At 63.7% G+C, this 21,017-nt stretch carries 21 protein-coding genes and 1 pseudogene; 12 read left to right on the forward strand and 10 right to left on the reverse strand.

All coding sequences use genetic code 11. The features are described 5' to 3' along the window. Positions 1 to 114 precede the first annotated feature (114 nt). Positions 115 to 1,338 carry a cell division protein FtsZ gene (gene ftsZ / locus MRBLMU1_RS12440; protein WP_363501723.1) on the forward strand — a complete coding sequence of 408 codons (1,224 nt, stop codon included), beginning with the start codon at positions 115 to 117 and terminating at the stop codon, positions 1,336 to 1,338. Positions 1,339 to 1,491: 153 nt separating this feature from the next. Continuing rightward, complete coding sequence (locus MRBLMU1_RS12445) at positions 1,492 to 1,995, forward strand: peroxiredoxin (RefSeq protein ID WP_363501725.1); 504 nt, start codon at positions 1,492 to 1,494, stop codon at positions 1,993 to 1,995. A gap of 59 nt (positions 1,996 to 2,054) precedes the next feature. On the opposite strand, the gene MRBLMU1_RS12450 is transcribed toward MRBLMU1_RS12445, so the two are convergent. Continuing rightward, complete coding sequence (locus tag MRBLMU1_RS12450) at positions 2,055 to 2,828, reverse strand: class I SAM-dependent methyltransferase (RefSeq protein WP_363501727.1); 774 nt, start codon at positions 2,826 to 2,828, stop codon at positions 2,055 to 2,057. 91 nt (positions 2,829 to 2,919) lie between these two features. Here MRBLMU1_RS12450 and MRBLMU1_RS12455 point away from each other — a divergent pair, with 91 nt between their 5' ends. After that, positions 2,920 to 3,678 carry a helix-turn-helix transcriptional regulator gene (locus MRBLMU1_RS12455; RefSeq protein ID WP_363501729.1) on the forward strand — a complete coding sequence of 253 codons (759 nt, stop codon included), beginning with the start codon at positions 2,920 to 2,922 and terminating at the stop codon, positions 3,676 to 3,678. Between the two features lie 165 nt (positions 3,679 to 3,843). On the opposite strand, the gene MRBLMU1_RS12460 is transcribed toward MRBLMU1_RS12455, so the two are convergent. The 3 genes and pseudogenes from MRBLMU1_RS12460 to MRBLMU1_RS12470 form a co-directional block, all read right to left on the reverse strand. Continuing rightward, positions 3,844 to 4,305 carry a DUF2244 domain-containing protein gene (locus tag MRBLMU1_RS12460; RefSeq protein WP_363501731.1) on the reverse strand — a complete coding sequence of 154 codons (462 nt, stop codon included), beginning with the start codon at positions 4,303 to 4,305 and terminating at the stop codon, positions 3,844 to 3,846. A 13-nt stretch (positions 4,306 to 4,318) separates the two neighbouring features. Next, a pseudogene (locus MRBLMU1_RS12465) lies at positions 4,319 to 4,921 on the reverse strand (cbb3-type cytochrome c oxidase subunit I); the annotation flags it as partial. A gap of 168 nt (positions 4,922 to 5,089) precedes the next feature. Beyond that, complete coding sequence (locus tag MRBLMU1_RS12470) at positions 5,090 to 5,488, reverse strand: VOC family protein (protein WP_363501733.1); 399 nt, start codon at positions 5,486 to 5,488, stop codon at positions 5,090 to 5,092. Positions 5,489 to 5,833: 345 nt separating this feature from the next. On the opposite strand from MRBLMU1_RS12470, the gene MRBLMU1_RS12475 reads away from it, so the two are divergent. Further along, positions 5,834 to 6,676 carry a DMT family transporter gene (locus MRBLMU1_RS12475; RefSeq protein ID WP_363501735.1) on the forward strand — a complete coding sequence of 281 codons (843 nt, stop codon included), beginning with the start codon at positions 5,834 to 5,836 and terminating at the stop codon, positions 6,674 to 6,676. Between the two features lie 54 nt (positions 6,677 to 6,730). Continuing rightward, positions 6,731 to 7,666 carry a UDP-3-O-acyl-N-acetylglucosamine deacetylase gene (gene lpxC / locus MRBLMU1_RS12480; protein WP_363501737.1) on the forward strand — a complete coding sequence of 312 codons (936 nt, stop codon included), beginning with the start codon at positions 6,731 to 6,733 and terminating at the stop codon, positions 7,664 to 7,666. A gap of 72 nt (positions 7,667 to 7,738) precedes the next feature. Here the strand turns inward: lpxC and MRBLMU1_RS12485 are convergent, their stop codons facing one another. Next, positions 7,739 to 8,218 carry a hypothetical protein gene (locus MRBLMU1_RS12485; protein ID WP_363501739.1) on the reverse strand — a complete coding sequence of 160 codons (480 nt, stop codon included), beginning with the start codon at positions 8,216 to 8,218 and terminating at the stop codon, positions 7,739 to 7,741. 257 nt (positions 8,219 to 8,475) lie between these two features. Here MRBLMU1_RS12485 and secA point away from each other — a divergent pair, with 257 nt between their 5' ends. Beyond that, positions 8,476 to 11,268, forward strand: a complete 2,793-nt coding sequence (secA, locus tag MRBLMU1_RS12490; protein WP_363501741.1) for a preprotein translocase subunit SecA — start codon at positions 8,476 to 8,478, stop codon at positions 11,266 to 11,268. A gap of 232 nt (positions 11,269 to 11,500) precedes the next feature. Here secA and MRBLMU1_RS12495 read toward each other — a convergent pair whose 3' ends face one another. From MRBLMU1_RS12495 to MRBLMU1_RS12505, 3 genes are all read right to left on the reverse strand, one after another. Beyond that, positions 11,501 to 13,144, reverse strand: a complete 1,644-nt coding sequence (locus tag MRBLMU1_RS12495; protein ID WP_363501743.1) for a sensor histidine kinase — start codon at positions 13,142 to 13,144, stop codon at positions 11,501 to 11,503. A 72-nt stretch (positions 13,145 to 13,216) separates the two neighbouring features. Then, entirely contained in the window at positions 13,217 to 13,630 is a 414-nt protein-coding gene (locus MRBLMU1_RS12500; RefSeq protein WP_363501745.1) for a hypothetical protein, read from the reverse strand. A gap of 13 nt (positions 13,631 to 13,643) precedes the next feature. Beyond that, entirely contained in the window at positions 13,644 to 14,870 is a 1,227-nt protein-coding gene (locus tag MRBLMU1_RS12505) for a porin (protein ID WP_363501747.1), read from the reverse strand. A 387-nt stretch (positions 14,871 to 15,257) separates the two neighbouring features. Between MRBLMU1_RS12505 and argJ the strand changes: the two genes are divergently transcribed. The 6 genes from argJ (at position 15,258) to MRBLMU1_RS12535 (ending at position 19,963) form a co-directional block, all read left to right on the forward strand. After that, positions 15,258 to 16,493, forward strand: coding sequence for a bifunctional glutamate N-acetyltransferase/amino-acid acetyltransferase ArgJ (gene argJ / locus MRBLMU1_RS12510; protein WP_363501749.1), 1,236 nt, complete (start codon positions 15,258 to 15,260; stop codon positions 16,491 to 16,493). A 1-nt stretch (position 16,494) separates the two neighbouring features. Further along, entirely contained in the window at positions 16,495 to 17,382 is an 888-nt protein-coding gene (locus MRBLMU1_RS12515) for an ATP-binding protein (protein WP_209724800.1), read from the forward strand. After that, a complete protein-coding gene (gene mutT, locus MRBLMU1_RS12520) occupies positions 17,379 to 17,804 on the forward strand; it encodes an 8-oxo-dGTP diphosphatase MutT (protein ID WP_363501751.1) in 426 nt (141 codons plus the stop codon). The genes MRBLMU1_RS12515 and mutT overlap by 4 nt, the downstream gene beginning before the upstream one ends. Positions 17,805 to 18,073: 269 nt before the next feature. After that, entirely contained in the window at positions 18,074 to 18,610 is a 537-nt protein-coding gene (locus MRBLMU1_RS12525) for a DUF3455 domain-containing protein (protein WP_363501753.1), read from the forward strand. A 103-nt stretch (positions 18,611 to 18,713) separates the two neighbouring features. Next, positions 18,714 to 19,268: a sigma-70 family RNA polymerase sigma factor gene (locus MRBLMU1_RS12530; RefSeq protein WP_363501755.1), complete on the forward strand. Its 555-nt coding sequence runs from the start codon at positions 18,714 to 18,716 to the stop codon at positions 19,266 to 19,268. Beyond that, positions 19,265 to 19,963, forward strand: coding sequence for an anti-sigma factor (locus tag MRBLMU1_RS12535; RefSeq protein ID WP_363501757.1), 699 nt, complete (start codon positions 19,265 to 19,267; stop codon positions 19,961 to 19,963). Before MRBLMU1_RS12530 ends, MRBLMU1_RS12535 begins: the two co-directional genes overlap by 4 nt. 31 nt (positions 19,964 to 19,994) lie before the next feature. Here MRBLMU1_RS12535 and yacG read toward each other — a convergent pair whose 3' ends face one another. Further along, entirely contained in the window at positions 19,995 to 20,168 is a 174-nt protein-coding gene (gene yacG, locus MRBLMU1_RS12540) for a DNA gyrase inhibitor YacG (RefSeq protein WP_090316479.1), read from the reverse strand. 9 nt (positions 20,169 to 20,177) lie between these two features. Continuing rightward, the gene (gene zapD, locus MRBLMU1_RS12545) at positions 20,178 to 20,933 is read right to left on the reverse strand and encodes a cell division protein ZapD (protein ID WP_363501760.1); all 756 of its coding nucleotides are present in this window, start codon (positions 20,931 to 20,933) and stop codon (positions 20,178 to 20,180) included. Positions 20,934 to 21,017 lie beyond the last annotated feature (84 nt).

Genomic DNA, 21,017 nt, shown 5'->3' on the forward strand with positions numbered 1-21,017 from the left:
GGGTGGTTTTTCACCAAACTTTTTTTTAAATTGAAACCGCAGTTTTCAATCCCCAGTTCTTCTACCAATATGAGGACTGGCGCTTGAAAACCGCATTCTGATAGGGAGCACATCATGGAGTTTGATATGGTCGATAACGCAGCTTTGGGCACCGTCATCAAGGTCGTCGGAGTCGGCGGAGCAGGTGGCAATGCAGTTCAACACATGATCGTTAAAGGCATGTCCGGCGTGGAGTTCATCGCCGCTAACACCGACGCGCAGGCGCTGTCGACCTCGCGCGCACACAACGTCATCCAGATCGGCGAGACCGGCCTGGGTGCGGGTATGAAGCCCGACGTCGGCCGCAAGCTGGCCGAGGAATCGCGTTCGCGCATCGAGGACGCGCTGCGCGGCGCGCACATGGTATTCATCGCCGCAGGCATGGGCGGCGGCACCGGCACCGGCGCCGCGCCGATCGTGGCCGAAGTGGCCAAGTCGCTCGGCGCGCTGACCGTGGCGGTGGTATCGAAGCCGTTCTCGCACGAAGGCCAGAAGTGCATGGACATCGCCGACGAAGGCCTGGAGCAGCTGTCGGAACACGTCGACTCGCTGATCGTGATCCTGAACGAGAAGCTCGAAGAGATCTACGAAGACGAATCGCTGATCGAGTGGCTGCAGCACGCCGACGATGTGCTGAACAACGCCGTCGCCGGTATCGCCGAGATCATCAACGTTCCGGGCCACATCAACGTCGACTTCAACGACGTCAAGACCATCATGGGCGAGCAGGGCAAGGCCATGATGGGCACCGCGACCGCGTCGGGCATCGACCGCGCGCGTATCGCGGCCGAACAGGCGGTGGCTTCGCCGCTGCTGGACGGCGTCGATCTGTCGGGCGCGCGCGGTGTGCTGGTCAACGTGACCGCAAGCCGTGGCCTGAAGGGTAAGGAGATCAAGGAAGTCATGGCGGCGGTGCGCGCCTTCGCGGCGCCGGACGCTTCGATCGCTCAGGGTATCGCCTACGACGACACGATGGGCGACGAGATCCGCGTCACCGTGGTGGCCACTGGCCTGGGCAAGAACAAGAAGCACGTGCAGCTGGTGCCGCAGCAGTTGCTGCGCACCGGTACCCACAACAGCCCGATGATGCCTTCGGGCGCCCTGGGCGGCGCGGCGTCGGCCGGCGTGTCGATGGGTGCGACCGGCGGCATGGGCGGCGGTGGCGCCCCGGCCTTCGACGGCATGAAGGCGCCGGCGGTATGGCGTCGCGAGTCGGCCTCCGAGCAGGTGCGCGCGATGGAGAAGAACGGCATGGAGACCTACGACATTCCAGCCTTCCTGCGCAAGCAGGCCGACTAAGAGTCGATCAGGGCTCACCGGGAGTCAACCGGGGCCATCCCGCACGATCGTGCAGGATGGCCGGGGTTCAGGCATACTGTGCGTTCTATGCCGGGAAGAGCCGCGCTTGTCGCGGCTTTTCCACGTTCACTACCCCAACAAAAGGAGTCACACATGACCATCAAGATTGGCGATACCCTGCCGGAAGGCACCCTGTCCGAATTCGTCGAAACCGAAACCGAAGGCTGCTCGCTCGGCCCGAATACGTTCAATGTGCAAGACTTGGTAAAGGGCAAGAAAATCGCGATTTTCGGCCTGCCAGGCGCCTACACCCCGACCTGCTCGGCACAGCACGTGCCAGGCTACGTCAAGCACGCCGCCGACCTGAAGGCCAAGGGCGTCGATGAAATCTGGTGCATCTCGGTCAACGACGCGTTCGTCATGGGCGCATGGGGCCGCGACCAGAAGGCCACCGGCATCGTCCGCATGATGGCTGACGGCAACGCCGCCTACAGCAAGGCGCTGGGCCTGGACGCCGACTTCAGCAAGCACGGCATGGGCACGCGCTCGCAGCGTTATTCGATGCTGGTCGAAGACGGCGTTGTCAAGCAACTGAACGTGGAACAAGGCGGCAAGTTCGAAGTGTCGAACGCCGAGACCCTGCTGGGCCAGGCGTAAGCCGGCCTTATGCGGTAAAGAAGGCGCCGGAGACGGCGCCTTTTTTTTCGTCCGCCGGTTTAGTCGATGCCGCCGGCGTTATGGGTGGCTTTGAACAGCGTCGAGTCTATCGTGAACGAGCCGTCGTCCTGGACGTCGAAGTAGGTCCGCGTTTCCTCCGGCGCGCTGGCGAACAGGCTGCGGATCGCCGCCACCCGCTCGGCCGGCGTCCGCATGCGCGCGGTCCACTCGTCGAATACCATTTGCAGCTTCCAGTCGCCGGCGCGCTCCGGCTGGAAGCCTGCCGCCTGCAGCATCGCGGTCCATTCGGACGGGCGGTAGTCGCGCACGTGCGAGCCGTCGCGCAGCAGTTCGACCGCCTGCAAGGTGGTGTCGTGCAGCGGCACCTCCGGCGCGGTGATGTCGATGACGACCAGCAGGCCGCCGGGCTTGAGCACGCGTTTGACCTCGCGCAGCGCCGCCGGCACGTCGAACCAGTGGTGCGCCGAGAAGCGCGTGACGACCATGCAGAACGAGGCGTCGGCGAACGGCAGGCTGGCGACGTTGCCTTGCTCGGTGACGATGTTGTGCAGCCCGCGCTGGTGCGCCGCGCCGGCCACCACGGCCAGCATTTCAGACGACAGGTCGAACGCGGTGACCGATCGCGCGACCGGGGCGACGGCGAAGCTGGCGTGGCCGGCGCCGCATCCAAGATCGAGCACCAGCGGTTTTCCCAGGCCGGCGGCCAGTTCGCGCAGCGCGGCCAGGTCGGCGCCCTGGGCGTGGACGGCGCTGCTCAGGTAGGCGCTGGCGGTGGGGCCGAATTGCTGGGCGACGACGGCTTGCTGTTGCATTTTATTTCTCCTGAAATGGGCGGGTCAGGGCAGAATAGGCGGGTTTGTATCCTGTAACAAGACAAGTACTTATCCTGGTATAAAAACCACCATGCAAAACAAGCTAGGCGATTTCATCCGCGCGCATCGGGAGCGCACCACGCCGGCCAGCGTCGGGCTGCCGGGCGGGGGACGGCGCCGCACGCCGGGGCTCAGGCGCGAGGAGCTGGCCCAGCTGTGCGGGGTCAGCCCGACATGGCTGACATGGCTGGAGCAGGGCAGGCCGGTGTCGGCGTCGGGCAAGATGCTGGCCCGGTTGGCCGAGGTGCTGCAGTTGAGCGCGGCCGAGCGCGGCTATTTGTTCAGCCTGGCCGAGCGGCTCGACCCGCAGGGCGAGGCCGACGGCGTCCCGCTCGACGTGGCGCTCGACGCGATCGTGGCGGCGGTGGATGCGCCGGCCTATATTCTCGACCTGCGCTGGGACGCGGTGGCGTGGAACGGCGCGGCGGCGCGGTTGTTCGCCGGTTGGCTCGATGGACCGTCGCCGAATCTGCTGCGCTTCATGTTCCAGTCGGCGGCGGCGCGCGGGTTGATCGTCGATTGGCCCGAGCGTGCGCGGCGGCTGGTGGCCGAGTTCCGCGCCGACATCGGCAAGCACGCCGAGCAGCCGGCGGTGCGGGAATTGATCGCCGACGTGGCGCGCGACAGCGCCGAGTTCCGCCAGCTGTGGCGCCTGCAGGATGTGGTGGGAAGGGAGGGCGGGTTGCGACGTTTCAAGTCGCTTGAAGGCCGCGAACTCAGCTTCAGCCAAGTAACGCTGCATCTGGCCAAGCGCCACGATCTGAAGCTGGTGATGCTGTTGCCGGTTTGAACCGGATTGGGGCCCGGGCAATGCGAAAAGCAAGGATCCACGTAGGGCGGATTAGGCGGAACGCCGTAATCGGCCATGCATGAGCCGCTGCCGGCACCGCGATGTCATGGATAAAAACGGGCGCTATGTCGAGATCGTGTAGAAATGGTGGACCTGACCCTGGAGCTAATGCGGCAGGTAGCGCCCCAGCTCCATGGCGACCAGGCGCTTTTGATGTGGCGTGAGAAAACCACCCAGCGGTACCGGCGCCGACAACCCCTCCGCCTGCAATCGGATCGGATCGCTATCCCGCCTCGGCGGCAGCAATCGCGTGCTCCACGGTTTGAGCAGATGGCGCCGGCAACGCCGCGCGCGGCGCTGTTCGATGAAGATGGCGGCCTCGGAGATCTCGATGCGGTCGTAGTCGCCGGCGTGGCGCGCATGATAGCGCAGGCACGCGGCCAGCGCGCCCAGTTCCAGCGCCGCGTATGCCAGCATATGCCAGTAACCCCACCATAGAAATGTCGCGGCCACTAGCAGGGTTGGCGCGCACACGGTGGCGAACAGCAGCCCGATCTGGCGCTGGTTCAGCACGCCGCGCCGCTGCAACAGCCAACTGCGTCGTTCGGAGGGCACATCACGCGGCATCGCTCGCTCCCATTCAAACCACCTGCGGCGGTTTTTCGAAGGTGTGGAACGGCGCCGGACTCGGCACCGTCCATTCCAGGCCTTCGGTGCCTTCCCACGGCTTGGCCGGGGCCGGCTTGCCGCCGCGGAGGGTCGGCAGCACGATGGCGAACAGGAAGTATACCTGTGTCAGCCCGAACAGCAAGGCGCCCACCGTGGCCACCTGGTTGTAGTCGGTGAACTGGGTCGAGTAGTCGGCGTAGCGGCGCGGCATGCCGGCCAGCCCGAGGAAGTGCATCGGGAAGAAGGTGACGTTGACCCAGACCAGTGAATTCCAGAAGTGGAAGGCTGCGCGCCATTCGTCGACCATGTGCCCGGTCCACTTCGGCACCCAGTAGTAGCCGGCGAACAGCGCGAACAGCGAGCCGGCCACCAGCACGTAGTGGAAGTGGGCGACGACGTAATACGTGTCGTGCACCTGGATGTCGATCGGCGCGACCGTCAGGATCAGGCCGGAGAAGCCGCCTATCGTGAACACCCACAGGAAGCCCACCGCGAACAGCATCGGCGCCTCGAACGTCATGGCGCCGCGCCACATCGTGGCGATCCAGTTGAAGACCTTGACGCCGGTGGGCAACCCACCAGCGCTTCGTCGATCGTTTCGATGGCCATCATCGCCCCCTCTGAGTCAGTCCAGCTTATGACGGATGAGGGGGCGCGCATGTCACCTTGCGCGCCGCGTGATTGTAGGCGGCGGCGCTGGCGTTTTTTCGGAAAAATCCGGGGAGGAGTGCGGCAAAACACCTCAGGTGTTGGGCGCCGTCCACACCAGGTTCCACAGGTGGCCGTCGAGATCCTCGAAGCCCTGGTCGTACATGAAGCCGTGATCCTCGGGCGGATGCGGGGTGCGCCCGCCGGCGGCGACCGCTTTGGCGATCAGGCGGTCCAGCTCGTCGCGGCTCTCGCAGCTCAGGCAGATGATGACTTCATTGGCTTCCCTGGCCTGCGCGAGCGGCTTGTCGATCAGGGACTGGAAGAAGGCTTCGGTCATCAGCATGGCATAAATGCTGTCGTCCACGATGACCATGAAGGCCGCGTCCTCGCTGCTGAACTCTGGATTGAAGCTGAAGCCCAGCGCGGAAAAGAAGGCCTTGGACTTGTCGAGGTCCTTGACCGCGAGGTTGAAGATGATCTGTTTGTTCATGACGTCCCCATGTCGAAAAGTGGATGAATAAAGGGTATTTCATGGGGACGACGAATGAAAGCGTGCGACATCGACAAGCCGATGAAAATTTTTTGCCGAGTCTTGCGGCCGGCCATGCCGTAGACCGCCCGGGTTGCCGACGTCACCTGCTGCAGGGAAATTATCAACTTGCTATAATCACAGCCGATCACGGCGCCGATGTCTATCCCGCGCCGCCGCGATCCTGGCTCCGGACGTCGCCATGATGACGTTCCCAGTGGCCCGATGCCGGCCCGTAGCAAGGAGCTTCCTCTGTCTTCCGTTTCCACCATCTCCCGTAAAGAAAACCTGCACAGCATCTACGCGATGCTGATCGCCGTAGCCATGTTCTCGTTCATGGACACGGCCATGAAGCTGCTGTCCGCCCACTATCCCGCCATGCAGGTGACGGCGTTGCGGGCGCTGAGCTCGCTGCCGCTGCTGTGCGGCTACATCATTTATCGCGGCGCCTTCCGTGGCATCTTCGAGGTCCGCTGGTCGATGCAGATTTTCCGCGCCGTGCTTGGCATCGCCATGCTGACCACCTTCGCCTTCGGCCTGAAGTCGCTGTCGCTGGCGGAGGCGTATTCGATTTTCTTCATCGCGCCGTCGCTGATCACCGCGCTGTCGGTGTTCGTGTTGAAGGAGAAGGTCGGCCCGGGCCAATGGGTCGCCATCGTCGTCGGCCTGGTCGGCGTGCTCGTCGTGCTGCGTCCGGAAGGCACCGGCTTCCTGACCATCGGCGGCCTGGCCGTGCTGGGCGCGGCAGCCTGTTATGCGATGTCCGCCATCGCCGCCCGCGTGCTGGCGCGCACCGATAGCACCGAGTCGATGATGTTTTGGCTGCTGACCATGATGGCGGCCGGCGCGGTGGCGCTGTCGTGGCGCAACTGGGTGCCGGTGCGCGCCGAGGACGGTTGGGTGCTGCTGGCGCTGGCGTTGTCGGGCTTCTTCGGTCAGCTTGCCATCACCAAGGCCTTCAGCACCGGCAAGGCGTCGGTGGTGGCGCCGTTCGAGTACTCGGCGCTGGCCTGGGGCGTGGCGATCGACTGGCTGCTGTGGCAGACGCTGCCCGACGGCTATACCTTGCTGGGCGCCGGCATCATCATCGCCAGCGGCATTTACCTGGTGCGGCGCGAGGCGGTGCATGTCGAGGCCGAGCATCCTTGATCCTGGGAAATGCCGGCCGCAGCGCGGCGATCTCAACTTCGCTATAATCGGACCATGTTAAAACAACGCACCATCAAAGAACTGGTCCGCACCACGGGTGTCGGCCTGCACTCCGGCACCAAGGTCGAGCTGACCCTGCGCCCGGCCGAGCCCGATACGGGCATCGTTTTCCGCCGGGTCGACCTGTCGCCCGTCGTCGAATTCCCCGCCAGCGCCATGGCCGTCGGCGACACCCGCATGGCGTCGGTGCTGGTCAAGGACGGCGCCCGGGTCTCGACCGTCGAGCACCTGATGTCGGCCTGCGCCGGTCTCGGCATCGACAACCTGTACATCGAGGTCAGCGCCGAGGAAATCCCGATCATGGACGGCTCGGCATCGTCGTTCGTGTTTCTGCTGCAGCAAGCCGGCGTGCTCGAGCAGCCGGCCGCGAAGAAATTCATCCGCGTGCTGAAACCGGTGGAAGTGCGCGAAGGCAAGGGCGACAAGGAAAAATGGGCGCGCCTGACCCCGCACAACGGCTTCAAGCTGGACTTCTTCATCGAATTCAACCATCCGGCGGTCGACGGCACGCAGCAGCGCGCCAATGTCGACTTCGGCGATGTCTCCTATGTGCACGACGTGGCGCGTGCCCGCACCTTCGGCTTCATGCAGGATGTGGAGATGTTGCGCGGCATCGGTCTGGCGCGCGGCGGTTCGCTCGAGAACGCCATCGTGATGGACGAGTACCGCATCCTCAATTCGGACGGCCTGCGCTATGACGACGAGTTTGTGCGCCATAAGATTCTGGACGCGATCGGCGATTTGTATCTGGTCGGGCATCCGCTGCTCGCCAGTTATGAGGCGCACAAATCCGGCCACGCACTGAACAACCAGCTGTTGCTGGAGTTGCTCAAGCACCCGGATGCGTATGAAATCGTCTCGTTCGAGACCAATGAATCGGCGCCGCCGTCGTATCTGCGCCAGATGGCGCGGGAGTGGGCGCTAACTTAACCTTGATTGAACCCTGAACGACGGGGTCGTACCCCGTACGGGGTACGACCCCAGACATACCGCAGTGCGGGTTTAAGCCGGGCGGCGCCGTGCCACCATGGCCTTTAGCGCCGCGATCAGCGTGGCGTTTTGCGGCGTGTCCTCCAGCGTGTCGCCCAGCGCGTCGAAGGCCGTCACGGCCGCTTCCGGCAGCGACAGCGCCCGCATCTGCTCCTTGATCTCGGCCGGCTTGGTCATCTGCACCCGCAGCTTGACGCCGTGCACCTGCCAGCCGCGCCGCGCCAGGGTCTCCTGCAGCTTGGGGATTTGCTGCTTCAGCTTAGCCGCGAGGGAGGCGTTCGGCAGCGACAAGGTCAGCTGGCCGTCGTCGAAAGCCAGGATTTCGCAGTACTTGAACATCGCCGGCAAGGCGATCGCACAATCTTTTTGCAGCGCCGCCATGCGCTCGATGGCCGGCATCATGGCCGCCAATTTGTCGTCGCGGCGCAGGAAGTCGGTCGCGCCGACCGGGGTGCGGCGGTTGATCGATAGATTGGAGGAATTGAATCGCATGCGGCGAACCATATCACGGCGCCGGATTCCCGTCATCAGCCCGCTTGGCCGACGGCCTTGCGTGCGTCGCCCACCGATAAATTAGGTTGATTTAGTGACATTGTTTACGCTTGGGGTATTGTTATATAGGCCAATAACCCAACCTTGGCACGGACGCATGATAAAATCACCGTCTTTTGCCATAGTCGAACTCCGTGCGGTAAGGCGTTTTTCACCTACAGAGCTTTTTTTAACGGCGTTTTTTCAAGAATTCAAGCATGTCATTACTGACCCAGATTTTCGGCAGCCGCAACCAGCGTCTGCTCAAGCAATACCAAAAAACGGTACGCGAGATCAATGCGCTCGAGCCGGCGATGGAAAAACTGTCGGATGCCGAGCTGCAAGCGAAGACGCCCGCCTTCAAGGCGCGCATCGCCAACGGCGAGACGCTCGACGCGCTGTTGCCCGAGGCGTTCGCCGTCTGCCGCGAAGCGAGCAAGCGCGTCTTCAAGATGCGCCATTTCGACGTTCAATTGCTTGGCGGTATGGTTCTGCACTTCGGCAAGATCGCCGAAATGGGCACGGGCGAGGGCAAGACCCTGACCGCGACCCTGCCGGCCTACCTGAACGCGCTGTCGGGCAAGGGCGTGCACATCGTCACCGTCAACGACTATCTGGCCCAGCGCGACGCCGAGACCATGGGCAAGCTGTACGCCTGGCTCGGTCTGACCACCGGCATCAACCTGTCGCAGATGGAGCACTCCACCAAGCAGGCTGCCTACGCGTCGGACATCACCTATGGCACCAACAACGAATTCGGTTTCGACTACCTGCGCGACAACATGGTGTTCGAGGCCAGCGACCGCGTCCAGCGCGCGCTCAACTTCGGCATCGTCGATGAAGTCGACTCGATCCTGATCGACGAAGCCCGCACCCCGCTGATCATCTCCGGCCAGGCCGAGAACCATACGGACCTGTACCACAAGATCAACGAGCTGCCGCCGCTGCTCACGCAGCAGATCGGCGAAGAGACGTCGGACGGCAAGGGCAAGGTCGAAGTCCCGGGCGACTACGTCAAGGACGAAAAAGCCCACTCGGTGCTGCTGACCGAAGCCGGCCACGAAAAAGCCGAAGCGATCCTGACCAAAATGGGTCTGCTGCCGGAAGGCGCCTCGCTGTACGACTCGGCCAACATCACCCTGGTGCACCACCTGTACGCGGCGCTGCGCGCGCACGCGCTGTACTTCAAGGATCAGCACTACGTGGTGCAGAACAATGAAGTCGTCATCGTCGATGAATTCACCGGCCGCCTGATGACGGGGCGCCGCTGGTCCGACGGCCTGCACCAGGCGGTCGAGGCGAAAGAGGGCGTCAAGATCCAGAACGAGAACCAGACGCTGGCCTCGATCACCTTCCAGAACTACTTCCGCATGTACGCCAAGCTGGCCGGCATGACCGGTACCGCCGACACCGAAGCGTACGAGTTCCAGGAAATCTACGGCCTCGAAACCGTCGTCATTCCGCCGAACCGTCCTTCGCAGCGCAAGGACCGCCAGGACCAGGTCTACAAATCGGCGGCCGAGAAGTACAACGCCATGATGCTGGAGATCCGCGAATGCTACGACCGCGGCCAACCGGTGCTGGTCGGTACCACCTCGATCGAAAACTCGGAGCTGTTGTCGGGCATCCTGACCAAGGGCGGCCTGCCGCACAACGTCCTGAACGCCAAGCAGCACGCCCGCGAAGCGGAAATCATCGCGCAGGCGGGTAGCCCGAAAGCGATCACCATCGCCACCAACATGGCCGGTCGCGGTACCGACATCGTCCTGGGTGGTAACGTCGAGAAGCAGATCCAGTTCATCGAGGCGAACCCGAACCTGAGCGACGCCGACAAGGCCGCGCAGGCCAAGGCGATGCGCGACGGCTGGCAAGCCTTGCACGAGCAGGTGGTCGCCGCCGGCGGTCTGCATATCGTCGGCACCGAGCGCCACGAATCGCGCCGCGTCGACAACCAGCTGCGCGGCCGCGCCGCGCGCCAGGGCGACCCGGGCATGTCGCGCTTCTTCCTGTCGCTCGACGACCAGCTGCTGCGCATCTTCGCGGGTGACCGCGTGCGCGCCATCATGGACCGTCTAAAGATGCCGGAAGGCGAACCGATTGAAGCGGGCATCGTCTCGCGCTCGATCGAATCGGCGCAGCGCAAGGTCGAGGCGCGCAACTTCGACATTCGTAAGCAACTGCTCGAATACGACGACGTCGCCAACGACCAGCGTAAAGTCATCTACCAGCAACGTAACGAGCTGCTGGAAACCACCGACATCTCGGAGCTGATCGAATCGCTGCGCCATGGCGCCTTCACCGACCTGGTACGCGAATACGTGCCGGCCGAATCGGTCGAGGAGCAGTGGAACGTCAAGGGCCTGGAAGCGGCTTTGGCGTCGGAATGGCAGATCGACGTGCCGCTGACGGCGATGCTGGAGTCCGAGCAGAACCTGAACGACGAAGACATTCTGGAACGCGTGTTGGCCGCGGCGGATGCGGTGTACCAGGCTAAGATCGATATCGTCGGCAAGGAATCGTTCGGCGGCTTCGAGCGCAACGTCATGCTGCAAAGCGTCGACAGCCACTGGCGCGAGCACCTGGCCGCGCTGGACCACCTGCGCCAGGGTATCCACCTGCGCGGTTACGCGCAGAAGAATCCGAAGCAGGAATACAAGCGCGAAGCGTTTGAACTGTTCGGCCAGATGCTCGAAATGATCAAGAACGAAGTGGTCAAGTTGATCATGACGGTACGGATCCAGTCGCGCGAAGAGATCGACGCGGCCGAAGCGGCGATGCAGCAATCGCACGTGGAGAACGTCAGCTACCAGCACGCGGACTTCAATCCGAACGCGGCGCCGGAAGAACTGTTGGCGCCACAGGCGGCGTCCAATCTGGGCGGCCTGCCGCCGGAGCTGCAAGGCCTGAGCGGCGAGCAGCTGATGGAGCTGGGCTTGAAGGTCGGACGCAACGATCCATGCCCATGCGGCAGCGGCAAGAAGTACAAGGCCTGCCACGGCAAGCTGGCGTAAGACAAAAAACCGGAGCTAGCTCCGGTTTTTTTATGCGGCTGTGGATACTGGAGCATGAATCGTATGGACATTGGCGCATGAATCGCTTGGATGCCGACGCATGAATCGCGCGGAGACACGTAGGGCGGATTAGCGCAGCGTAATCCGCCATATACGCGCCGTCGGCGGCGCATGCATGGCGGATTACGGCGTTCCGCCTAATCCGCCCTACGTGTTTCAGAACGACGCGTGTTTAGCGGGCGGCGTCCCGCTGCGGCGCGGAGCGCGGTAACAGCATCCGCACCGATGTTCCCGCGCCCGGCGCCGACGAGACGCTGATACGCCCACCCAGCACCGCGTTGACGATGTTGTACACGATGTGCATGCCCAACCCCGTCCCCCCCTGGCCCATGCGCGTGGTGAAGAACGGATCGAATACCCGCCGCAGCACGTCGTCCGTCATGCCGACGCCGTCGTCGCTGAAGGTCAGCGCCACCATGCCATCCGCCGCCGCTTCCGCATGCACGGTGACGGTCCCGCTCCCGCCTCCCTCGAACGCGTGATTGAGCGCATTGTTCATCAAATTATTCAAAACCTGATACAGCCCGCCCGGATAGGAATCGAAGCGCAATCCCTCCTGTATCTCCAGCACCACCTCGCAACCGGCGCGGCGCAGGCGCGGCGTGTAGGTGGCGATGGTGTCGCGCACCGCCTCCTGCAGGTCGAACTCGCGCCGCTGGTCGTTGGTCTGGTCGACGGCGATCTGCTTGAACGACGAAATCAACTCCGCCGCCTTGTGCAGCGAGTTCGATATCAGTTGGCTGGCCATGCGCACTTCCTCAAGATGCATGATCAATTCCGAGCGCCGCAGGGCGCCTGCGGCGACGTGGCGTTCGAAATCCTCGACGCGGTCGCGCAGCGAGGTCGATGCCAGCAGGCTGTTGCCGATCGGCGTATTGAGTTCGTGCGCGATGCCCGCCACCAGCGATCCGAGCGAAGCCATTTTCTCCGATGCCAGCAGCTCGACCTGCGTGCGCTGCAAGGTGGACAAGGCGGCGCTCAAATCGGCGTTGGCGCGTTCCAGCGCGGCCGAGCGCTCGGTGACGCGGCTCTCCAGCGAGACGTTGAGGTCCTTCAGATCGCGCTTGGCCTCGGACAGGCGCAGCTCCGAGTGCTCCAGCTGCGCGATGCGTTCGCGCAGCGCGGCGCTCATGGTGTTGAGCGCGCGGGCGAATGCGGCGATTTCGTCGTCGCCGTCGACCGCCAGCGCCTTGCTGTAGTCGCCCAGTTCCATTTGCGCTGACTGTCCCATCAGGGCGTGCAGGCGGCGTCCGATGCCGTGGGTGAAGGCGTAGAACAGCAGCAGTCCGAAGGCCAGGCCGGCCAGCGAGATCACGCCGCCCTGCAGCATGACCTTGTCCCGCGCGTGTTTCAGATCTTCCGTGGTGAGGCCGAAGTTGATGCTGCCGATGCGGTTATCCTGCAGCAGCAGCGGCGAGCGCGCATGCAGGGTCGCGCCGTCGATGATGGTGTGGACGCCCTTGAAGCTGGTGCCGCCACCTTGTTTGAGGATCGCGGGCAGCGGCTCGTGGCGCTTGCCCACTTCGATGATCGGTTGTTCGTTTTCGTCCAGCACCAGCAGATAGCGCAGCAGGCTGTCGTCGGGGTCGGCCAGCATTTCGGCCAGATAGCCGCTCAGCTCCGGCAGGCGGCCACGCGTGGCATAGGGACTGAGGGAGAGGTTGAGCGTGATCGCATATTCCTGCGCGACCCGTTCGGCGTTGGTGCCGACCGCGTGGTTCATCAGCCGGATGCTATTCCATATCAGCACGCCGACCACCAGCGCCTGGATCACGGCACTGAGCAAGAGGAATTTGGCGCGCAGCGATAGGCTCACAATGGTCTGCTCACAATGGTCGTGTCGTCATGCCGGGGCGGCGGTCCGCCGCCCCGGCATGACGGTTGAGGGTTAAGGCAGCGTCAGAATCACCTTGACGGTATCGTCCACCGCCGACTTGTCAATATAACCGATCGCCTTGGGATCGGCGGCAACCGCTTTTTTTACTTCGGCGTTGCCGGCGTATTCCTTCGGTGGCGTGCCTTTGCCGGTGAACACCAGCTTGGACCACAACGCCTTGACCTGCGCGGCGTCCTTGTCGGCGACCTTGCGATAGAAGTCGGCGCGGATCGGCGAACCCTCGGCCTGGTCGATCGGCGTGAACAGCGTCGATTTACCGAGGAAGAATTGCGACGCCTGTTCCGAGAACATGCGCGTGGCCGGATTCTTCTGGCTGACGATGACGACGGTTTCGGCCGATGCCGACAGGGCGAAGGAGGCCATGGCCAACGCGGACAGCGCGAGCGAGATAACGATTTTTTTCATATGCGCTCTCCAATCAGAATACGAAGTCGAGCGAGGCGCCGACGACGGTGACGCTGTTGCGGTAGCCGGCGGCCGGCGCGAAGATCAGCATGCCCGATTTGGTCTTGGGCTTGACGCGGTCCACCTGCACCTTGAGCGCCAGCGATTTGGCGAAGTCCCAGCGCACGCCGATCAAATCGGAGGTCTGTTCGGCCGATGTCAGCGTGCTGCGGACGGTCGACGACAACAAGCCCGCGCGCGGGAAGTTGGCGGGCAGGTTCACCGAGCTGCCGGCGTCCTTGGTGGCCGCGTGCGAGTAGTACGGCAGGAATTTGCCGAGGCGATAGCCGGTCATGAAGTACCAGGCGTTGGTGTCCGGGATGTAGACCGGATCCTTGGCGCTGCGCTGCGCGTACTCGGTCTGCACCAGGATGTTGTTCCAGTCCATGGTCGCGCCGAGCGAGGTGAAGGCGATCTTCTTGCCGTCGGTCAGATTGATGTCGCTGGCGAGTTGCGCGAAGCCGACCTGGCGCAGGGTGGCGCCCAGGCTGTTGATCGGCGCCAGATCCTTGATCTTCAAATCGGCGCGGGCGTGGCCGATGCGCACCGTGAACGGACCATATTCGCCGCCAAGGCTGATGCCGGCGGCTGGAGCGCGGTAGTTGGCCACCGAGCCGGCGCCGGTCGGCACGAACAGCTTGCCGCGGCTGCGGCCGACGAAGGCCTGGCCGGTGAAGTTGAAGTCGCCGAAGGCGCGCTGGTAGTTGATGTCGGCGCCGTCGGCGTTTTCCATCGGCTCCTGGCCGTACATCTCGATCGGTGGACGCATCATGGTGTTGGCGTAGCCGACGTTCTGGTAGTCGGAGATCAGGAAGATCGGCATGACGATGCGGCCCACGCGCACGCTCACTTCATCGTTGACGCGCGCTTTCAGGAAGCCCCAGGTCAGGTCGGTGGAGTAGCTGTCGCTGGTGGTTTTGCGGGTCAGTACCTGCACGGTGCCGGACAGCCAGTCGTTCATCTTGTAGGTCGCTTGCAGACCGAGGTTGGTATCGAGTCCGATGCGGGCCTTGTCGCCGACACCTTCGGCCTGGTTGTAGCGGACGAATTGCGCGTCGTCGGTGTTGCTCTTGGCGACGCCCAGCGTGCCGAAACCGCTGATGGTCAGGTTGCCGTCGTCGAGCACGCCGGCCCGCGCCTGCGTGGCGGCGGTGGCGGTCAGGGCGGACAGGACTGCCGCTACTAAAAGTTGCTTTTTCATGTAATCAAAATCCTTGGTCTTGGTCGAGGGATGGTGCAGTTTGTGTATGACAATGCGGGGATGGGGCATTCGTTGCTCACGTTAAACTAATTTCCCAAATGCATGAAATCGAAAGCAATAAAATGTACGGTCGTGCTAAAAAGATGTGGTTTTTGTGCGAAAGTCCCCGTGGATTCATGGGGTTGCATGCATCGTCAAGATACTTTTTACGCATATTTATCAATTTCACCAGTGATCCCACCACCTTGAACTGCGTGACCAATAGTTACTAATGCTTGCGATGCCGGGCCCGGCATGGAATGGCGCGACGGGCATGCGACGTTTTGCCCGTCAGGTATTACAATAGCGGCTCCCAGTTCCCAACCTTCCACCCACGAGATCACTTATATGGCCGTCAATTCCCCTCTGCCCCTCGCCTCCGCCCTCAAGCCTGTCGCCGGCGTCGAAATCGGCTTCGCCGAAGCCGGCATCAAGAAGCCGAATCGCAAGGACGTGCTGGTGTTGAAGGTCGCGCCGACGGCCACCGTGGCGGGCGTGTTCACGCTCAACCGCTTCTGCGCCGCGCCGGTGCAGATCGCCAAGGCCCACCTGGCCGCCGCCAAGGAAAGCGGCAAGCCGATCGCCGCGCTGCTGATCAACACCGGCAACGCCAACGCCGGCACCGGCGAGCTGGGTCTGTCGCTGGCCAACGAGACCTGCGCCGCACTGGCGGCGCAACTGGGCTGCGAGGCGTCGCAGATCCTGCCGTTTTCCACCGGCGTGATCCTCGAACCGCTGCCGGCCGCGAAAGTGATCGCCGGCCTGCCGCAGGCGATCGCCGGCCTGAAGGCCGACAACTGGTACAACGCGGCCGAAGCCATCATGACCACCGACACCCAGCCGAAGGCCGGCTCGCGCACGGTCACCATCGGCGGCCACACGGTCACCATGAGCGGCATCAGCAAGGGCGCAGGCATGATCAAGCCGAACATGGCCACCATGCTGGGCTACCTGGCGCTCGACGCCAAGGTCGCGCAGCCGGTGCTCGACGTGCTGGTCAAGCAGGTCGCCGACAAGAGCTTCAACTGCATCACCATCGACGGCGATACCTCGACCAACGACTCCTTCATGCTGATCGCCACCGGCGCCGGCACCCTGGAAGTGAACTCGGTCGACTCGCCGGAGTACACCGAACTGGCGGCCGCCGTCACCGAACTGTCGCTGTTCCTGGCGCAGGCCATTGTGCGCGATGGCGAAGGCGCGACCAAATTCATCACCATCACGGTGGAAGAGGGCGAGAGCGTCGAAGAGTGCCGCAAGATCGCCTACTCGATCGGCCACTCGCCGCTGGTCAAGACCGCGTTCTTCGCCTCCGACCCTAACTTGGGCCGCATCCTGGCCGCCATCGGCTACGCCGGCGTGGATCTGGACGTCGGCAAACTGAATCTGTACCTGGACGATGTCTGGGTCGCCAAGAACGGCGGCCGCAATCCGGACTACAAGGAAGAAGACGGCCAGCGCGTGATGAAGCAGAGCGAGATCACCGTGCGTGTCAAACTGGCGCGCGGCGCGGCGGCGGCCACCGTCTACACCTGCGACCTCTCGCACGACTACGTGAGCATCAACGCCGATTACCGTTCCTAAGATGGCGACGCCCCTCGAACAATTCCTGGTGCGCGCCGAGGCCCTGCTGGCGCGCGTGGAGGCGGTGCTGCCGCAGGCGCCGCGTGAACCCGACTGGAAGCTGGGCTTCGCCTTCCGGTGGCGCAAGCGCAGCGGCGGTGGCGCCAGCTACCTGCAAGCGGTGGCGCACGTGTCGCCGATCGCGCTGGACGACCTGCAGCATATCGGCCCGCAGAAAGAGCAGATCGAGCAGAACACGCGGCAGTTCGTGCAGGGCCGGCCGGCCAACAACGTGCTGCTCACTGGCGCGCGCGGCACCGGCAAATCGTCGCTGATTAAGGCCTGCCTGAACCAGTTCGGCAAGGACGGCCTGCGCCTGATCGAAGTCGACAAGGCCGACCTGGCCGAGCTGCCGGACATCGTCGACATCGTCGCCGGGCGGCCGGAGCGCTTCATCATCTTCTGCGACGACCTGTCGTTCGAAGAGGGCGAGAGCGGCTACAAGGCGCTGAAGGTGGCGCTCGATGGCAGCATCTCGGCGCAGTCGGACAATGTGCTGATCTACGCCACCTCCAACCGCCGCCACCTGATGCCGGAGCGGATGTCGGACAACACCAGCTATACGCACGACGAGGACGGGGACCTGCATCCCGGCGAAACGGTGGAGGAAAAGATCTCGCTGTCGGAGCGCTTCGGCCTGTGGCTGTCGTTCTACCCGTTCAAGCAGGATGATTATCTGGCGATCGTCGGCCACTGGCTGTCGTCGCTGGGCTGCACCGAGGCGCAGATCGAAGCGGCGCGCGGCGACGCCTTGCGCTGGGCGTTGCAGCGCGGCTCGCGTTCGGGACGGGTGGCGTGGCAGTTCGCCAAGGACTACGCCGGCAAGCTGCCGCAGGGCGGCCAGGCATGAGCGGCGGCGAAGCGAAGATCAAACCGGTCGACGTCGCCGTCGGCATCCTGATGAAGCCGAACGGCGACGTGCTGCTGGGCCAGCGTCCGGCCGGCAAACCGTACGACGGCTACTGGGAATTCCCGGGCGGCAAAGTCGATCCCGGCGAAACGATACTGCAAGCGCTCAAGCGCGAGTTTGTCGAGGAGCTGGGGCTGACGATCAACAGCGCCGAGGAATGGTGTGGTGTCGAATACGTGTACCCGCACGCGCACGTGCGGCTGCATTTCTACATCAGCCGGGACTGGGAAGGCGAGCCGCAAAGCCTCGAAGGCCAGGCCTTCGCGTGGCAGGGTACGGTCGGCGTCGAACCGCTGCTGCCGGCCACGATACCGCTGCTCGAATGGCTGGACGTGGTCCGCGCCGAACCAGTCCCGTCTTAATTCATCCTTGCACCACAACGCAAATCCACCTCGGAACCACGTAGGGCGGATTAGCGAAGCGTAATCCGCCATGCATGTGCCGTCGGCGGCTCAAAGATGGCGGATTACGGCGTTCCGCCTAATCCGCCCTACGTGTCTACCGGACGGATCAACTGCAAAGGGTGCAAAAAAATATTTGCATCCCGCTGCATCCAAACTCGGCCCTGGTGTGTAGTACTGACATCAACGGGACAATCCCGCTGGTTCTCACTACTACCCAGGAGCCTGCCATGCAAATCCATCATTCCGCCGCCATCCTCGCCGCCGCCGTCCTGCTGTCCGCCTGCGCCAGCGCCCCGACCTTCGACCAACAGGCTTTGCCCGCCGCCGTGCAAGTGCCAGCAGGTAACAAGGTCGCCATCGAAACCGTCGGCGCCGGCGACATCACCTACGAATGCAAGGCCAAGAAGGACGCCGCCGGCCAGTTCGAATGGACCTTCGTCGGCCCCGACGCCGTCTTGAGCGACCGCAGCGGCATGAGCGCCGGCAAATACTTCGGCCCGCCGGCCACCTGGCAGCACAACGACGGCTCCAAGGTCACCGCCACCCAGGTCGCGGTCGCCCCGGCCGGCGCCGGCAATATTCCGTCGCAGCTGGTCAAGGCCAACCCGGCCATGGGCAGCGGCGCCATGACCGGCGTCACCTACATCCAGCGCGTCGCCACCAAGGGCGGCGTGGCGCCCGCCAGTGCTTGCAGCGCCGCCAACCTCGGCGCCAAGGAAACGGTGAAGTACCAGGCCGACTACATCTTCTGGAAAGCCGCGTAATTTCGTTGCCCGGCGGCGGGCGCTCGGATGTGATCGGCTATAATCGGCCGACACTCAGCAGATCACCGCCGGGCCGCGCCCACCCTTTTTTTTCCGACTGCTGATGCCGAACGCCCCGGACGGTTTTGACTACGACGCCGCGCTGCACGCCTGTGCCAAAGGCGACCAGCGTGCCTTGCAGCGCCTGTACGAACAGGATGGCCGCCATCTGCTCGGCGTGGCGCTGCGCATCGTGCGCCGGCGCGACGTGGCCGAGGACGTGCTGCACGACGCGTTCGTCAGCATCTGGCAAAAGGCCGCCAGCTTCGACCCGCAGCGCGGCGCCGCGCGCGGCTGGATTTTCACCGTCGTGCGCCATCAGGCGCTCAACACGCTGCGCTCGCGCGAGCGGGAAGTGTATGCCGAGGCCGACACGCTCGACGCCTTGCGGGAAGACCGGACCGACACCGTGGCCGAACAATTTGAACTGCAGGCCAGCATGGGCCGCTTGAACGATTGCCTCGGCCATCTCGACAGCGCCAAGCGCAACAGCATCGTCTGCGCCTATGTCGACGGCTGCAGCCACAGCGAAATCGCGACGCGGCTGAACGCGCCGCTGGGCACGGTCAAGGCCTGGCTCAAGCGCGGCTTGGCCGCATTGCGGGAGTGCATGGGATGAACGAATCACTGGAGGAATTGCAGCAGCTGGCAGGCGAGTACGTGCTGGGCACCTTGCCGCTGGCGGCGCGCTTGCAGGTGGAGCGCCGCATGCAAGACGAGCCGCTGCTGCGCGCCGAAGTGGACGCGTGGGAGCGCCGCCTGCTGCCGTTGACGGCGCTGGCCGAACCGGTCGAGCCGTCCGCCAAGCTGTGGCCGCGCATCCTCGGCAATCTGCGGCCGCAGGCGGTGGCCGACGCCGGCGGATGGCGCCGCTGGTGGGACGATTTGCGGCTGTGGCGCGCGCTCGCGGGCGGGGCGATGGTCGCCACGTTCGTGCTGGCGAACATCGTGCTGCTGCGTCCCGACCCGGCGCAGCCCGCCTACATGGTGGTGCTGGTGTCGCCGCAGGAGCGCAACGCCGGTTATGTGGTGCAGGCCAGCCTGAACAATCAGCTGACCCTGACGCCGCTGGAAGGCACGCCGGTGCCGAGCCGGAAATCGCTGCAGTTCTGGACCAAGGGCAAGGACTGGAGCAAGCCGGAATCGCTGGGATTGGTGACGCCGAACCAGCCGCTGAAGGTGGCGCTGGGCAAACTGCCGCGGGTCGAGGCCGGGCAGTTGTTTGAAATCACGCTGGAGCCGGAAGCGGGCTCGCCGACGGGCAGGCCGACCGGTCCGATTCTTTACATCGGCAGGGCCGTCAAGGTCATGTAGGGCTCCAGCCCATCGCGTTCAACTAATCAGCTCACTCTTCCTCGAGCGGATCTTTCGGCGGCGCGGCCGGGATGGCGTACTTTTCCTCGGCCCAGGCGCCGAGATCGATCTGTTTGCAGCGTTCCGAACAGAACGGGCGATACTTATTCTCTTCCTTCCACTCCACTTTGGCGGAGCAGGTAGGGCAGTCAACTACGGTGGCCATGATAATTCTTTAGAAGTTACAGAGTGTGAGCTCGAATGGTACATCATCTTCCAGCGCCTTGGGTTTCAGGTCGCCGCCCTGGGTGGTGAAGCGCACCCACAGCATGTACTTGTTGGCGGAGATCTCCGGGATCGCGCCCAGCGATTCGTCCAGGGTCAAACGCAGCATCTGGTAGACCTTGCCCTGCAACATTTGCTGATAGCTGCCGGCGACGGCGATCATCTTGACCGGGCCGCCGGAGTCGCGCAGCAGGCGCAGCACCAGCGCCAGCGCGTCGAACAGCGGCGCCAGCGGCGCGAACCAGGTGGCGATGTCGTTGAAGCGATGCTCGGCCGGACGCTTTTGCCAGGCGTAATACGACGGCAGATCGAATTCGCAGGCGCCGCCGGGAATGATGGTGCGGCCGCGGATGCTCATCAGCCATTCGTTGTCGCGCACGTTCTGGCCGGTCTTGCCCTGGGCCGCGACCAGCGCGCTGCTCACGCCGTCGAGCTCGGCGAGGATGGCATCCAAGGTTTCGCTCTGGACATTGGGATTCATGCGGTAGCCCAGCAGGCTTTGACGCTGGCGTTCCAGTTCCTGCAGCAGGTCGGATTTCAGGTCGGCGCGGCCGGCCACTTCCAGCATGTCGAAGATCGTCGACAGGGCGACGTGATGCTGCATCGGGTGTTCCTGATGCACAAAGAATTTGAATTTCTCGTACAGATCCTCTAATCGCAACAACGTGCGGATGCGCTCGTTGAAAGGATATTCGTAGACAATCAAAATAACATCCCTCTATTTGTGGACCTGCGGTGAATTCACGTGATTCTGAAGCAAGCCAAGCAAAAATACAAACGTTGCGAAGGT

The organism is Burkholderia sp. LMU1-1-1.1 (assembly GCF_040675865.1).
In the GTDB taxonomy this organism is placed as follows: domain Bacteria; phylum Pseudomonadota; class Gammaproteobacteria; order Burkholderiales; family Burkholderiaceae_D; genus Rugamonas.

Bases quoted from the DNA above. Each gene is read 5' to 3' on its own strand.
- ftsZ (WP_363501723.1), top strand. From the start codon at position 115: ATGGAGTTTGATATGGTCGATAACGCAGCTTTGGGCACCGTCATCAAG.
- MRBLMU1_RS12445 (WP_363501725.1), top strand. From the start codon at position 1,492: ATGACCATCAAGATTGGCGATACCCTGCCGGAAGGCACCCTGTCCGAA.
- MRBLMU1_RS12450 (WP_363501727.1), bottom strand. From the start codon at position 2,828: ATGCAACAGCAAGCCGTCGTCGCCCAGCAATTCGGCCCCACCGCCAGC.
- MRBLMU1_RS12455 (WP_363501729.1), top strand. From the start codon at position 2,920: ATGCAAAACAAGCTAGGCGATTTCATCCGCGCGCATCGGGAGCGCACC.
- MRBLMU1_RS12460 (WP_363501731.1), bottom strand. From the start codon at position 4,305: ATGCCGCGTGATGTGCCCTCCGAACGACGCAGTTGGCTGTTGCAGCGG.
- MRBLMU1_RS12470 (WP_363501733.1), bottom strand. From the start codon at position 5,488: ATGAACAAACAGATCATCTTCAACCTCGCGGTCAAGGACCTCGACAAG.
- MRBLMU1_RS12475 (WP_363501735.1), top strand. From the start codon at position 5,834: ATGCTGATCGCCGTAGCCATGTTCTCGTTCATGGACACGGCCATGAAG.
- lpxC (WP_363501737.1), top strand. From the start codon at position 6,731: ATGTTAAAACAACGCACCATCAAAGAACTGGTCCGCACCACGGGTGTC.
- MRBLMU1_RS12485 (WP_363501739.1), bottom strand. From the start codon at position 8,218: ATGCGATTCAATTCCTCCAATCTATCGATCAACCGCCGCACCCCGGTC.
- secA (WP_363501741.1), top strand. From the start codon at position 8,476: ATGTCATTACTGACCCAGATTTTCGGCAGCCGCAACCAGCGTCTGCTC.
- MRBLMU1_RS12500 (WP_363501745.1), bottom strand. From the start codon at position 13,630: ATGAAAAAAATCGTTATCTCGCTCGCGCTGTCCGCGTTGGCCATGGCC.
- MRBLMU1_RS12505 (WP_363501747.1), bottom strand. From the start codon at position 14,870: ATGAAAAAGCAACTTTTAGTAGCGGCAGTCCTGTCCGCCCTGACCGCC.
- argJ (WP_363501749.1), top strand. From the start codon at position 15,258: ATGGCCGTCAATTCCCCTCTGCCCCTCGCCTCCGCCCTCAAGCCTGTC.
- MRBLMU1_RS12515 (WP_209724800.1), top strand. From the start codon at position 16,495: ATGGCGACGCCCCTCGAACAATTCCTGGTGCGCGCCGAGGCCCTGCTG.
- mutT (WP_363501751.1), top strand. From the start codon at position 17,379: ATGAGCGGCGGCGAAGCGAAGATCAAACCGGTCGACGTCGCCGTCGGC.
- MRBLMU1_RS12525 (WP_363501753.1), top strand. From the start codon at position 18,074: ATGCAAATCCATCATTCCGCCGCCATCCTCGCCGCCGCCGTCCTGCTG.
- MRBLMU1_RS12530 (WP_363501755.1), top strand. From the start codon at position 18,714: ATGCCGAACGCCCCGGACGGTTTTGACTACGACGCCGCGCTGCACGCC.
- MRBLMU1_RS12535 (WP_363501757.1), top strand. From the start codon at position 19,265: ATGAACGAATCACTGGAGGAATTGCAGCAGCTGGCAGGCGAGTACGTG.
- yacG (WP_090316479.1), bottom strand. From the start codon at position 20,168: ATGGCCACCGTAGTTGACTGCCCTACCTGCTCCGCCAAAGTGGAGTGG.